The organism is Pseudomonas sp. JAI111, assembly GCF_024809425.1.
Lineage (GTDB): Bacteria > Pseudomonadota > Gammaproteobacteria > Pseudomonadales > Pseudomonadaceae > Aquipseudomonas.
The window spans coordinates 1,108,018-1,121,236 of the sequence record NZ_JANUCB010000001.1 but is presented as its reverse complement, the minus strand read 5'-3'; the positions used below and the strand labels follow the sequence as shown (position 1 = coordinate 1,121,236).

The window sequence follows — 13,219 nt, the reverse complement described above, 5'->3', positions numbered from 1 at the left end:
CGTCGTCGGGGCTCAGAACAATACCAATAAAATTTGTACGGAGAGTTGCCATGAGTGCGCCCGACACGCTCGACATCCCCAAGGCCACGGCTCGCCCGGGACCTTTCGACTGGTACCGCAACATCAATCAGCAGGAACGCCGGACCTTTTGGAGCTGCAAGATCGGCTATGGCCTGGACGGCATGGACACCCAGATGCTCAGCTTCGTGGTCCCGACCCTGATTGCAATGTGGGGCATCACCACCGGTGAGGCCGGGCTGATTCATACCAGCACGCTGATCGCCTCGGCCATCGGTGGTTGGGTGGCGGGGATTCTGTCCGACCGCATCGGTCGCGTACGCACCTTGCAACTGACGGTGCTGTGGTTCGCCGGCTTCACTTTCCTCTGCGGCTTCGCGCAAAACTACGACCAACTGTTGATCAGCCGCACCTTGATGGGGTTCGGCTTCGGCGGCGAGTGGACGGCTGGTGCCGTGCTGATGGGCGAAGTGATTCGCGCCAAGGACCGTGGCAAGGCGGTGGGCATGGTGCAATCGGGCTGGGCGCTGGGCTGGGGACTGACGGCAATTTTGTACGCGCTGCTGTTTTCGGTGTTGCCGCCGGAAGACGCCTGGCGTGCGCTGTTTATCCTGGGCATCGTGCCGGCGATTTTCGTGATATTCGTTCGTCGGTTGGTCAAGGACCCGGAAATCTACCGCAAAGCCAAGGCCAAACAGGAGCCAGGCAATCCGGCGAAGTTCTACGAGATTTTCGCCCCCGGCATCCTGTTCACCACGATTCGTGCGTCGGTGCTGACCACGGGCGCGCTGGGCGGCTACTACGCGATCACTTCCTGGTTGCCGACTTTCCTCAAAAACGAGCGGGGATTGAGCGTACTCAACACCAGTGGTTACCTGGCGATGGTGATCGTCGGTTCCTACATCGGCTACGTCATCAGCGCGTATCTGACTGACATCCTTGGCCGCAAGAAGAATTTCATTCTGTTCGCGGTTGGCTCGTTCACCATTGTTTTGCTCTACACCCAATTGCCGGTCAGTAACGCTGTGATGCTGTGGCTGGGCTTCCCGCTGGGCTTTTTTGCCTCGGGAATTTTCAGCGGCATGGGCGCCTTTCTGACTGAGTTGTTTCCGACGCGAATTCGCGGCTCGGGCCAGGGTTTTTGCTACAACATCGGTCGGGCACTGGCGGCGCTGTTCCCGCTGCTGATCGGCTTGCTCAGCCAAAAGGTGCCGTTGAGCGTAGGCATCGGGGCGTTTGCGGCGGTGTCCTACGGCGTGGTGATTCTCGCGGCGCTGAGCTTGCCGGAAACCCGTGGCAAACAACTGGATGCCCAATAACAAAAACGGCAGCAACTGATAATCTGCGGGGTATCTGCCCGGCAGTAAAAAAAGAATATGCCTACAGGAGTGTTCACCGTGAGCCGCCTGCTATTGAACTGCGACATTGGCGAAAGCTTTGGCAACTGGACCATGGGTCTGGATGCCGAGGTCATGCCCTTCATCGATTGCGCCAACATCGCCTGCGGCTTTCATGCTGGCGACCCGAGCATCATGCGCAAGACCGTCAGCCTGGCCCTGAGCAATGGCGTAAAGATCGGCGCGCATCCGGCCTATCAGGATCTGGTCGGTTTTGGCCGTCGTTCCATGGCGTACACCGCCCAGGAGCTTCAAGACATTCTGCATTACCAGATCGGTGCCCTCGACGGCATCTGCCGGGCTCAGGGCGGGCAGGTGAGTTACGTCAAGCCGCACGGCGCGATGTACAACGACATGATGGCCAATCCAGCGCAGTTGCGCGCCGTGCTTCAGGCCGTGGCGGCGTATGACCGGACCTTGCCGCTGATGCTGATGGCGACCCGCGACAACAGCGCCGCCCAGCAGTTGGGCGATGAATACGGCGTGACGTTGTGGTTCGAAGCCTTCGCCGATCGCGCCTATGACAGCGCGGGCATGCTGGTCTCGCGGCAACTGCCGGGCGCGGTGCATCACGATCCCGAGACAATCATCGAGCAAGCCCTGACCATTGCCCGTGGCGACAACCTGACAGCCAGCGACGGCAGCGCCTTGTTCCTGCAAGCCAATACCCTATGCGTGCACGGCGATAACGCGAGTTCGGTGGCGGCCGTGCGCCGGATCCGCGCAGCCCTCGATCAGCAGAGCGCACCATGAAACCGCGGGTAGAAGTGGTGGCGCTGGATTGCCTGATGGTGCGTCTGTTTGACCAGATCGCCGAGGCAAACATGCCGTGGATGCTGGCTGCCAGCGAGAGCCTGCGTGCGGCCTTCGCCGGGCATCTGATCGATCTGGTGCCGTCGTACACGACGTTGATGGTGCATTACGACCTGAGCGCGTTGAGTCCGTCCCAGGCTCGGGAATTGATCGCCGAAGCCTTGATCGACCTGTCACCGAATGCCCGCACCGGCGGCAAATGCCATGTGCTGCCGGTCTGGTATGACCTGAGCGTCGGCCCGGAGCTGAGCCTGTTGTCCCGGCGCAGCGGATTGACGGTGGAGGAGGTGATCCGCCGACACAGCGAACACGAATATCAGGTGTTCGCCTTGGGCTTCGCGCCAGGGTTCGCCTTTATGGGATTGGTGGAAGAAGTGCTCGCTGCACCGCGTCTGAATACGCCGCGTAAAAAGGTTGCGGCTGGCAGCGTGGGCATCGCCGAACGGCAAACCGCTGCTTATCCGGTGGTGTCACCCGGCGGCTGGAACCTCATCGGTCGCACGCCGGCCAAATTGTTCGACCGCGAACGTGACGGTTACAGCCTGATGCAACCGGGCGATACGGTGCGCTTTGAAGCGGTCAGCCATGCCGAGTTCATCAATCTGGGTGGTGACGACACACCGCTGGAGGTGCAGGCATGAGCCATCTGTCGATTGAAGCGAGTACGCCGCTGTGCCTGTTACAGGACGCGGGCCGTTTCGGCGTGCGGCACCTGGGCGTGACCCAGGGCGGGGCGCTGGATTGGCGCTCCATGTCGTGGGCCAACTGGTTGCTGGGCAATGAGTTGGATGCAACGGTGGTTGAAATCACCCTGGGTGGCTTCACCGTGGTGGCTGAGGATGATTGTGTACTGGCGTTGGCCGGCGCGGACCTGGGCGCGCAAGTGGACGGCGAGGCCTTGGCGCCGTGGCGCAGTTTCCGGCTGAACAAAGGCCAGCGCTTGCAATTCACTCAACCGTTGCTCGGGGCGCGGGCCTATCTCGCCGCACCGGGTGGGTTTGAAGCCCCCAAAGTGTTGGGCAGCAGCGCCACGGTGGTCCGCGAAGAACTCGGTGGCCTGGATGGCATGGGCCGGGCACTGGCCAAAGGTGCGCAGCTGAGTTATCGCGGCAGTTCGCTGCTGTTGCTACGAGAGTTGCCGGAAGAGCATCGCCCGGATTTCAACGTCGATTTACCGCTGGATGTGGTGCTCGGTGCACAGATTGGTGAGTTCAGCGGACAAAGCCTGTTCGATGCCTTCAACAGTTTCTGGACGCTCGACAGCCGCGCCGACCGCATGGGCATTCGCTTGCTGGGAACGGCGTTGCACTATCAGGGCAAACCAATGATTTCCGAAGGTATCCCACTCGGCGCGGTCCAGGTGCCGCCGGATGGACAACCGATTGTGTTGCTCAACGATCGGCAGACCATTGGCGGTTATCCGCGCTTGGGCGCGTTGACGCCGTTGGCGTTGGCGCGTCTGGCGCAGTGCCTGCCGGGGGCGAAGGTGCGATTGAAACCGGTGGTGCAGGACGTGGCGCATCGGGAGCAAGTTGAGTATTTGCGGCGGTTTTCTTCGCACTGATCGTTCCCACGCTCTGCGTGGGAATGCCGCCCGGGACGCTCCGCGTCCCTGTGACGCGGAGCGTCACTTGATGCATTCCCACGCAGAGCGTGGGAATGATCGGTGTTCTACTTGGAAAGAAACCGCATCCCTTCCTCCAACCCCCGCAACGTCAGCGGGTACATCTGGTCGTCAATCAAGTCGCGCACGATATTGGTCGACGACGTATAGCTCCACGTATCTTTCGGGTACGGGTTGATCCAGATGAGCTTCTTGTACTTCTCCTTGAACCGCTGCATCCACACGTAACCGGCTTCTTCGTTCCAGTGTTCGACGCTGCCGCCGGCCTGGGTGATTTCATAGGGCGCCATCGCGGCGTCACCGATGAAGATCACTTTGTAGTCGGCGCCGTACTTGTGCAGCAGGTCCTGGGTCGCGGTGCGCTCGGAGGTGCGGCGCATGTTGTTCTTCCACACCGATTCATAAACGAAGTTGTGGAAGTAGAAGTACTCCAGGTGCTTGAACTCGGTCTTGCAGGCCGAGAACAATTCCTCGCAAATCTTCACGTGCGCGTCCATCGATCCGCCGATGTCGAACAGCAGCAACAGCTTCACGGTGTTGCGCCGCTCCGGACGCATCTGGATATTCAGCAATCCGGCATCTTTGGCGGTGTGGTCGATGGTGCCATCGATGTCCAGCTCTTCCGCCGCGCCCTGACGCGCAAACTTGCGCAACCGGCGCAGGGCAACCTTGATGTTGCGGGTGCCCAGTTCCACCGAGTCGTCGAGGTTCTTGTACTCGCGCTGATCCCACACCTTGACCGCTTTGCCTTGGCGTTTGCCGGCATCGCCGACCCGGATGCCTTCCGGGTTGAAGCCGCCAGAGCCGAACGGGCTGGTGCCGCCGGTGCCGATCCACTTGTTGCCGCCGGCGTGACGTTCTTTCTGTTCTTCGAGGCGCTTCTTGAACTCTTCGATCAGCTTGTCCAGGCCCCCGAGGGACTGGATCGCCGCTCGCTCTTCGTCGGTCAGTGACCGCTCGAATTCCTTGCGCAACCAGTCTTCGGGAATCAACGCCTGAAGGTGATCGTCGAGTTTTTCGAGGCCGTTGAAGTAAGCCCCGAACGCCCGGTCGAACTTGTCGAAATGCTTTTCGTCCTTCACCAGAATCGCCCGGGACAGGTAATAGAACTCGTCCATGTCGGCGAAGGTCACGCGCTGTTTCAACGCGTTGATCAGGTCCAGCAGCTCACGCACCGAGACCGGCACTTTGGCGGCGCGCATTTCATTGAACAGGTTGAGCAGCATGGCGTTGGCCTCTATCTAATGGAGCTTAGCGAGTGCCACGACGGCTCATGAACGCCAGGCGCTCGAGCAATTGCACGTCCTGTTCGTTCTTCACCAGCGCGCCGGCCAGTGGCGGGATGGCCTTGGTCGGATCGCGTTCGCGCAGTACGGCTTCGCCGATGTTGTCGGCCATCAGCAGTTTGAGCCAGTCCACCAGTTCGGAGGTCGACGGTTTTTTCTTCAGGCCCGGGACCTTGCGCACATCGAAGAACACGTCCAGCGCTTCGCTGACCAGGTCTTTCTTGATGTCCGGGTAGTGCACGTCGACGATCTTCTGCAACGTCACGCGATCGGGGAACGCGATGTAGTGGAAGAAGCAGCGACGCAGGAAGGCGTCCGGCAGCTCTTTCTCGTTGTTGGAAGTAATGATGATGATCGGGCGTTTCTTGGCCTTGATGGTCTCGTCGATCTCGTAAACGTAGAACTCCATCTTGTCGAGTTCTTGCAACAGGTCGTTGGGGAACTCGATGTCGGCCTTGTCGATTTCGTCGATCAGCAGGATCACCCGCTCTTCAGACTCGAAAGCCTCCCAGAGCTTGCCCTTTTTCAGGTAGTTGCGAACGTCGTGGACCTTCTCGGTGCCCAACTGCGAGTCACGCAGGCGACTGACCGCGTCGTACTCGTACAGGCCTTGGTGCGCCTTGGTCGTGGACTTAATGTGCCAGGTGATCAGCTTGGCATTGAAGGACTCGGCCAGTTGCTCGGCGAGCATGGTCTTGCCCGTGCCCGGCTCGCCCTTGACCAGCAGTGGACGCTCCAGGGTAATGGCGGCATTGACCGCCAGCTTCAGGTCATCGGTGGCGACGTAGGCCTGGGTGCCTTCGAACTTCATCTGCTAATCCTCGAACGGTAACGCCGACCTGAACGGGGCAGGGCGGGGCGCAATAATTGTAGTTCCCGACTATAACGCGCAGGCCGGTCGACTGTGAACGCAGACGGCTTATTCAGTCTCTGAATGGAGCGTCACATCTTGACTCAGTCTCGGCTGCTAGCCAGCATTGAGCTATCGCCATATTGGCGATAGGTTGCAAACGCCGCTGATTATCAAGGAAGCACTGGAGTGGGTCAGAGCCCACCAAGAGCAACTGCTGGAGGACTGGAAACGATGTTACCCATGAAACGACCACGGCTGGCGTCTGTGCAGGCGTTGCCGGATTATCGCCTCGAATTGACCTTTATCGATGGCCAGCAGCTAACCCTCGATTTGAGTCGCGACCTTCGCGCCTTTTCGGGACTGCAGCCGTTGCTGGAGGGAAGCGCCTTCGCCGGGGTAACCCTGGGCGACGATGGCTGGAGCGTCGAGTGGCCTGAACTGGATATCCAGATCGGCGCAGACACCCTCTATCTGGATGCGCTGGCGCAAAACGCATCGGACGAAAACACCCGGATCTTCATCGACTGGCGCGCTCGCACCGGTTTACCCCTGAGTCAGGCGGCCGAGGCGCTGGGCGTCAGCGCCCGCAGCATCACGCGCTACAGCAGTGGCCGTGAAGCGGTGCCACGTTCGTTGGCACTCGCCTGTCTGGGGTGGGACTTCCTCCAGCAGAAATCAAGCCCGGCGCGGGCTGCCGAAGACACCGGTCGCTACACCGTGACCCGCAAGCCTTAACCAGCTTCCGGCTTCGGCCGTTCATACCGGGCATTGAATGCCTGAATGAAACCATTGCGTAAAATCTGCAAAAACGCATTGAACGCGCTGATATCTTGCCGATGTACATTGCCGCTCAGTTCAACCCGTGTTGCGAATTGGTTCTTGCCCTGATTTTTCAACACGGTTTCGGAGCCACCGACAATGGCCTCCCAGATTGAACGGAATAGCCCTTTGTCCTTGTTTTCCACGTCCTGATGCCAATTGAACACGTCGACGTCCTTCAATAGCGGTTTGATGTAGCCGGTCAATTTGGCCTTTTTGGCTTGCGCTTCAATCACTACGTCGCCATGACCGGCATTGAAGTCGAACTTGCCGTAGGCCGAGGCAAAGTCGTTCATGCGTCTGAGTTCGATGTTCTTGGCCCGCAGGCGGAAATCGAAGTCTTCGAAATTACTCAACGGGTCGAAGGTGGCACTGGTTTCCAGAGGCGCGTGCCCCAGCAACAGCGCCTTACCCTCGAAGCGGGCATCGCGTTTGCCTTCGGTATCGACCACGTTGGTCAGATTGAAAATGCTGGCGTTGACTTGAGTGGCGTTCATGTTGACTGGGGGAGTGGAGCTGAAATTGTGGAAACTGATCTTGCCGTCGTAGATGCGCACCTCGTTCAGGGTGATCGGCGCCAGTTTGCTCAACTGCGCGCGCCAGTCCGTGCCTTTACCGGTTTGGGAGTTCTGTTTGTTGGCGCCGCCGTCGACGAAGTTCACCTCGGGGTTGAAGAACTTCACTTCGGCCACCACGGCATGGTCATAGATCAGCGAATGCCAGCTGACAGCGAGGTCGATCAGTGGCGCGTTGACGAACGGTACTGGCACCTTGCCTTCTACCTTGACGATTTTCAGTCCGTTGATTTTGTAGGCGCCGCGCCACCAGGCCAGGTCCACGTCGGTCACCTGACCTCGGTAATCGCCCATGTTCGCCAGTTTGTCATTAAGGTAATCACGCACCAGGTACGGCAGGGTGATATGCAGGGCAATCAGTACCAGAGCAAGGCCGGCGAGTGTCCACAGAGGCCAACTGTATCGACGTTTCATGGTGGCATACCTCTGGCTATGTAAAGGATTGACTGCGCCGGACAGCGGACGTTCGACCTGACTGGACGACCAGCGGCAACAGGCATACCTTTGGGAGCTAATTCAACGCTGTACAAGGACCCAGCCATGAGCCGTATTTACGCTGACAACGCCCATTCCATCGGCAATACACCGCTGGTGCAGATCAACCGCATTGCCCCGCGCGGCGTGACCATCCTGGCCAAGATCGAAGGGCGCAACCCCGGCTATTCGGTCAAGTGCCGGATCGGCGCGAACATGATCTGGGACGGCGAAAGCTCCGGCAAACTCAAACCTGGCATGACCATCATCGAACCGACGTCGGGCAACACCGGTATTGGCCTGGCGTTCGTTGCGGCGGCTCGTGGTTACAAATTGATGCTGACCATGCCGGCCTCCATGAGTATCGAGCGTCGCAAGGTGCTGAAAGCCCTGGGCGCAGAACTGGTGCTGACCGAACCGGCCAAGGGCATGAAAGGCGCCATCGAGAAGGCGAGCGAAATCCTTGCCAGCGACCCGTCCAAATACTTCATGCCGGCGCAGTTTGAAAACCCGGCCAACCCGGCGATTCACGAGAAAACCACCGGCCCGGAAATCTGGAACGACACCGACGGCGCGGTAGACGTGCTGGTGGCCGGGGTCGGAACGGGTGGAACCATTACCGGGGTCTCGCGGTATATCAAGAATACGCAGGGCAAACCGATTATCTCGGTGGCGGTAGAGCCGGCGGTATCGCCGGTGATCAGCCAGGCGATGGCCGGTGAAGAGATCAAGCCAAGCCCTCATAAAATCCAGGGCATTGGTGCCGGTTTTGTCCCGAAAAACCTGGACTTGTCGATGGTCGACCGCGTTGAGCTGGTGACCGATGAGGAGTCCAAGGCCATGGCACTGCGCCTGATGCAGGAAGAAGGGATTTTGTGCGGGATTTCCTGCGGTGCAGCAATGGCGGTTGCGGTTCGCCTGGCCGAAACTCCGGAAATGCAGGGCAAGACGATTGTGGTCATCCTGCCGGACTCCGGCGAGCGCTACCTGACGAGCATGTTGTTCAGCGATCTGTTTACCGATCAGGAGAATGAACAGTAACAAGGCGCTACGTACGCGCGGATAGTCGGCGGCTGAACAGGAGCTGATCCAGATCAGCCCCTGTTCAGGAGCCCTATGTTAATAAGTGCTTTGTTGCACAATGCTTAATACTGAATGTTTGGTTTTGCGGGTTTTTCTCGAGGCCGGTAATGTTTATCATGGCCGGCTGCCACGTCGGGTAAGAGGCGTTGCGCATAGAGCCTATTCTCAAGGAGTCATTAATGACCTTTTCCTTAGCCGCGAAAGCGTCAGTGTTGTTGCTGTTCCTCGGCAGCACTCTCTATGTGCATTTGCGTGGCAAGGCGCGGTTGCCGGTCTTGCGTCAGTTCGTCAACCACTCAGCGTTGTTTGCGCCTTATAACGCCTTGATGTACCTGTTCTCGGGTGTGCCGTCCAAGCCGTATCTGGACCGCAGCAAGTTCCCGGAGCTGGACGTGCTCAAGGACAACTGGGAAGTCATCCGCGACGAAGCCATGCACCTGTTCGACGAGGGGTATATCCGCGCCGCCGAAAAGAACAACGACGCCGGTTTCGGTTCGTTCTTCAAAAAGGGCTGGAAGCGTTTCTACCTCAAGTGGTATGACAAACCGCTGCCTTCGGCTGAAGCCTTGTGCCCGAAAACCGTGGCGTTGGTCAGCAGCATTCCCAATGTCAAAGGTGCCATGTTCGCGTTGCTGCCGGGCGGCAGTCACCTCAACCCGCACCGCGATCCGTTCGCAGGTTCCCTGCGTTATCACCTGGGGCTGTCGACGCCGAATTCCGATGATTGCCGCATCTTCGTCGACGGCCAGGTTTACGCCTGGCGCGATGGCGAAGACGTGATGTTCGATGAAACCTACGTACACTGGGTCAAGAACGAAACCGAGAAAACCCGCGTCATTCTGTTCTGCGACGTCGAACGGCCGCTGAGCAATCGCGTCATGACCCGCATCAACCGCTGGATCAGCGGCCTGCTCGGTCGCGCCACCGCCCCGCAGAACCTTGATGATGAACGTGTCGGCGGGATTAACCAGGCTTACGCCTGGAGCAAGAACTCCAGCGATAAGTTCAGTGGCGTCGTCAAACGCTGGAAACGCCGTAATCCCAAGGCCTATCGCGTATTGCGGCCAGTGTTGGCGGTGGTGGTGTTGACGTTGTTGGGGTATTGGTTGTTTGGGTGAAACCGGACACGAAATGAAAAACCACTCCTGAAGAGTGGTTTTTTTATGAGGAAAATTTAAATGACTTGCCCGCGAGAACACCGGCAGGTTCATCGGCTACGGGGTTTGTCAGCGTATCTCGGATACGACGCAAGACACTTTCAGGCAACTCTGTAGATGGACGTTTCCGATTTATCTTGATGGGCTGCCCATCAGAAGCATTTTTTTCAGCGAGCGCTTTCATTGCGTCTCCAGCAGTGATCATTAAATGAACAGTGATTCGATACTAATCGCACTCAACAAGCATCACAAGGCGACCCTGTATGTCGAATTTGAAACCAAGTTGCTGATAGGTTGGGATAGCCCCTTCCACGGGTTCCTGAATTTCGATCTGCTTGCTGCCAATGATTTGCGCATAGTGAGTCACGGCGGTCAGTGACAGCGATGCGATGAGACTCTTCAGGGGATGACACTTGGCTGAACTTCCTTCAAGACGGACTATTTTTACGCGTTGCCGACTCTGGTTCGGATTTGCGAAACACAGCCCGCATAGCTCCAAATCAAACCAGATCGCTAAATCGAAACACATTGGCTCTCTTGTTTTCCATCCTGCGACCTCGTTCCATGAAAAGTGCGGGTCATTCCAGTGTCGGAAAGCGTTCATTGCCTGGGGCGTGATCGCTTCGAAACGAACTCTGGATAAGTCCACATAGGCTAACCCTTTCTGTTCCAGTTCATGGTGAAGCCGAGTGATAGTGACAGTGGCCAGTTTTCGAGCCTTTGACCTGTACAACTGATACCGAAGTTGAGTCCGTTCCCTTGGCATGTGATCTCTTGCATTCCATGTCCCCACAATTGGGCGTTTGTTCACCTCCAAGGTAGATTGTGCGGTACGCGCTGTCGCTGCTGGCCCTTTGTCCAAGTCATTGCAATCCATGTCAGTCGCTGGTTATAGTCGGCGCTCGGTGATTTCCAATTCACCGTTCACCCCATCAAAAAAGATCAGCCCATGCCAGCTTCCCTCATCAATGCGGTCCTCGATTCAGCGCTCAACGCTGTCGTGGTGCCGTGCGGGAATCAGCAGCCTGCGCAGATCAGTCACTACCCCCCGCCTGTTCGTAGCACGCCGGTGTGCGCAGTCGTATCACCGCCAGACGTTGGCTTCTCGGGCTGATCAGCTGCTTCACTGCTGTTCCCCATGCCCGTCTGAAAAAACTACTGAACTTCAGCTTCGGCTGAGTTGGCTTTTTGCCTGATGACAGGTGGTATTCATGTTTGTCCTTTCGAAACAATCCGCGCTCGCGGCGGCGTCCACGAGCCTGTTCGTTCTGCTGTGGAGCAGCGGGGCGATCTTCTCCAAATGGGGCCTGGCCCACGCATCGCCCTTTGCGTTTCTGCTGATTCGCTTCGTCATCGCCTTGTGCGGATTGATGCTGCTGGTGCCGTTGCTCAAGCTGAAACTGCCCAAGGGCGGCAAACCGATGTTGTATGCGATGGCCACGGGCGTGGTGCTGCTGGGGGCTTATCAGATTTTCTATCTGTTGGCCCTGGACCTGAAGGTGACGCCCGGGGTGATGGCCACGATCATGGGCGTGCAACCGATTCTCACGGTGGCGATCATGGAACGTCAGCGCTCAGCCAGCAGAATGTTCGGTCTGATGCTGGGGTTGGCCGGGCTGATCATGGTGGTTTACCAGGGCATCGGTCTGGCCGGCATGTCGTTGGCCGGAATGCTCTTCGGTCTGCTGGCGCTGGCGAGCATGACGTTCGGCTCGATCATGCAGAAACGCATCACTGACAATCCCCTCGGCACGCTGCCGGTGCAGTACCTGGCGGGGTTGTTGCTCTGCGGGATATTCGTGCCGTTCCAGCCGTTTCATTTTGAACACAGCACCGGGTTTTTCGTGCCCGTGCTGTGGATGGGATTGGTGGTGTCGGTATTGGCGACGTTGTTGCTGTACCGCTTGATCGCCCGGGGCAATCTGGTGAATGTCACCAGTCTGTTTTACCTGGTGCCGGCGGTGACGGCGGTCATGGACTATCTGATTTTCGGTAATCGGCTGGCGGCATTGAGCCTGCTCGGCATGCTGCTGATCATCATCGGTCTGGTGTTCGTGTTCCGTAAAACCGCTTGAAGCAAATCAAGGCCCGGGGCATGCGCTCCGGGCCTTTTTCATTTGGCCAGCGCATGCTCGGCCCGCACCGAATTCATGAACGCCTGCATCGCCGACGATTGAATGCGATGGCGACGGGTGATCAGTCCATATGGCGGCAACCGTGCCTCGAACTTGATCGGCAACACCGCCAGCAAATCACGCCCCGGATAGTCCTCGACCACCGATACGGGCGTTACGCCGAGCATGTCGGTCTGCTGGATCAACGAGAGCAAAGTCATGATCGAGGTGGTTTCAACGATGCTGCTGGGGATGTCGACCCGCGCGTTGTGGAACACCTGATTGATGATCGCGCGCATCGGACTCGGGTGCTGTTGCAGCACCCAGGTCATGTTCTGCAATTCTGCCCAGCTCAGCTGTTTTTCCTTCGCCAGCGGATGTTGCGCGCCAGCGATCACGCACAAGGCTTCTTCACCGAGGCTGTCGAAGAGCAATTCTTCGGCCCGCGCACCGGCCGGAATCCGCCCCAATACGATATCCAGTTGATCCTGCAACAGCGCTTGCACCAGCACGTCGCTGGTGTCGACCTGAATGCTCATGGACAACCGCGGGTGGCTTTGTTTCAAGGTCGCGATGGTGCGGGTCAACAGCCCCGAGGCCAGCGCCGGAATCGCGCCGACCGCTACCCGGCCGAGGTTGCCGGATTCCAGTGCAACCAGTTCTTCGCGCATGCCGCTGAGTTCGGCAAACACCATGCGCGCGTAATAGATGACGGTTTCCCCGAACGGGGTAGAGCGCATGCCCCGAGGCAGACGCTCGAAGAGCTCGACGCCGAGCAAGTCCTCGGCTTCGTGCAGCATCTTGGTCGCAGCCGGCTGGGTCATGCCGATGTGATCGGCGGCGCGGCGCAACGAACCGAATTCCTGCAACGCCAGCATCAGCCGCAATTGGCGCAGACGCAGTCGGCTGTGGATCACATTGGCAGCAGGAATTCGGGTCATGGGCCGTGCTCGCAAAAAGGACTGCGGCAAGCCTGACAACAAATGTCAGGCGTTGCCAGCATTGC

Annotated in this window: 14 protein-coding genes and 1 pseudogene; 9 read left to right on the top strand and 6 right to left on the bottom strand. The window is 58.5% G+C overall.

The features are described from left to right. Positions 1-50: 50 nt before the first annotated feature. The 4 genes from HNR03_RS05265 to HNR03_RS05250 all read left to right on the top strand — a co-directional run bounded on the left by HNR03_RS05265 (position 51) and on the right by HNR03_RS05250 (position 3,792). Complete coding sequence (locus tag HNR03_RS05265) at positions 51-1,337, top strand: MFS transporter (protein ID WP_259151378.1); 1,287 nt, start codon at positions 51-53, stop codon at positions 1,335-1,337. Between the two features lie 78 nt (positions 1,338-1,415). After that, a complete protein-coding gene (locus HNR03_RS05260) occupies positions 1,416-2,168 on the top strand; it encodes a 5-oxoprolinase subunit PxpA (protein ID WP_259151377.1) in 753 nt (250 codons plus the stop codon). Then, entirely contained in the window at positions 2,165-2,869 is a 705-nt protein-coding gene (locus HNR03_RS05255; RefSeq protein ID WP_259151376.1) for an allophanate hydrolase subunit 1, read from the top strand. Before HNR03_RS05260 ends, HNR03_RS05255 begins: the two co-directional genes overlap by 4 nt. Further along, positions 2,866-3,792: a biotin-dependent carboxyltransferase family protein gene (locus HNR03_RS05250; RefSeq protein ID WP_259151375.1), complete on the top strand. Its 927-nt coding sequence runs from the start codon at positions 2,866-2,868 to the stop codon at positions 3,790-3,792. Before HNR03_RS05255 ends, HNR03_RS05250 begins: the two co-directional genes overlap by 4 nt. A 107-nt stretch (positions 3,793-3,899) precedes the next feature. On the opposite strand, the gene HNR03_RS05245 is transcribed toward HNR03_RS05250, so the two are convergent. Together HNR03_RS05245 and HNR03_RS05240 are read right to left on the bottom strand one after the other, a co-directional pair. Then, positions 3,900-5,078 (bottom strand): VWA domain-containing protein, encoded by a 1,179-nt coding sequence (locus HNR03_RS05245; protein ID WP_259151374.1) that lies wholly within the window; start codon positions 5,076-5,078, stop codon positions 3,900-3,902. Positions 5,079-5,103: 25 nt separating this feature from the next. Continuing rightward, positions 5,104-5,949, bottom strand: coding sequence for a MoxR family ATPase (locus tag HNR03_RS05240; RefSeq protein ID WP_222590206.1), 846 nt, complete (start codon positions 5,947-5,949; stop codon positions 5,104-5,106). Between the two features lie 202 nt (positions 5,950-6,151). Between HNR03_RS05240 and HNR03_RS31725 the strand changes: the two are divergent. Next, a pseudogene (locus tag HNR03_RS31725) lies at positions 6,152-6,235 on the top strand (DUF4160 domain-containing protein); the annotation flags it as partial. Then, positions 6,223-6,726: a DUF2442 domain-containing protein gene (locus HNR03_RS05235; RefSeq protein WP_259151373.1), complete on the top strand. Its 504-nt coding sequence runs from the start codon at positions 6,223-6,225 to the stop codon at positions 6,724-6,726. The pseudogene HNR03_RS31725 and the gene HNR03_RS05235, both read left to right, overlap by 13 nt. On the opposite strand, the gene HNR03_RS05230 is transcribed toward HNR03_RS05235, so the two are convergent. After that, positions 6,723-7,799, bottom strand: a complete 1,077-nt coding sequence (locus HNR03_RS05230) for a DUF748 domain-containing protein (protein WP_259151372.1) — start codon at positions 7,797-7,799, stop codon at positions 6,723-6,725. The two genes, HNR03_RS05235 and HNR03_RS05230, sit on opposite strands and share 4 nt — an antisense overlap. A gap of 126 nt (positions 7,800-7,925) precedes the next feature. Here HNR03_RS05230 and cysK point away from each other — a divergent pair, with 126 nt between their 5' ends. Then, positions 7,926-8,900 carry a cysteine synthase A gene (gene cysK, locus HNR03_RS05225; RefSeq protein WP_259151371.1) on the top strand — a complete coding sequence of 325 codons (975 nt, stop codon included), beginning with the start codon at positions 7,926-7,928 and terminating at the stop codon, positions 8,898-8,900. Between the two features lie 221 nt (positions 8,901-9,121). Then, on the top strand, positions 9,122-10,060 hold the full coding sequence (locus HNR03_RS05220; protein ID WP_259151370.1) for an aspartyl/asparaginyl beta-hydroxylase domain-containing protein: 939 nt from the start codon (positions 9,122-9,124) through the stop codon (positions 10,058-10,060). A 43-nt stretch (positions 10,061-10,103) separates the two neighbouring features. Here HNR03_RS05220 and HNR03_RS05215 read toward each other — a convergent pair whose 3' ends face one another. Both HNR03_RS05215 and HNR03_RS05210 read right to left on the bottom strand, forming a co-directional pair. Further along, entirely contained in the window at positions 10,104-10,283 is a 180-nt protein-coding gene (locus tag HNR03_RS05215) for a hypothetical protein (protein ID WP_222590210.1), read from the bottom strand. Between the two features lie 42 nt (positions 10,284-10,325). After that, positions 10,326-10,976 (bottom strand): hypothetical protein, encoded by a 651-nt coding sequence (locus HNR03_RS05210; RefSeq protein ID WP_310504352.1) that lies wholly within the window; start codon positions 10,974-10,976, stop codon positions 10,326-10,328. A gap of 334 nt (positions 10,977-11,310) precedes the next feature. On the opposite strand from HNR03_RS05210, the gene HNR03_RS05205 reads away from it, so the two are divergent. After that, the gene (locus HNR03_RS05205; protein ID WP_259151369.1) at positions 11,311-12,174 is read left to right on the top strand and encodes a DMT family transporter; all 864 of its coding nucleotides are present in this window, start codon (positions 11,311-11,313) and stop codon (positions 12,172-12,174) included. Between the two features lie 38 nt (positions 12,175-12,212). Here HNR03_RS05205 and HNR03_RS05200 read toward each other — a convergent pair whose 3' ends face one another. Continuing rightward, entirely contained in the window at positions 12,213-13,154 is a 942-nt protein-coding gene (locus HNR03_RS05200; protein WP_208671748.1) for a LysR family transcriptional regulator, read from the bottom strand. Positions 13,155-13,219 lie beyond the last annotated feature (65 nt).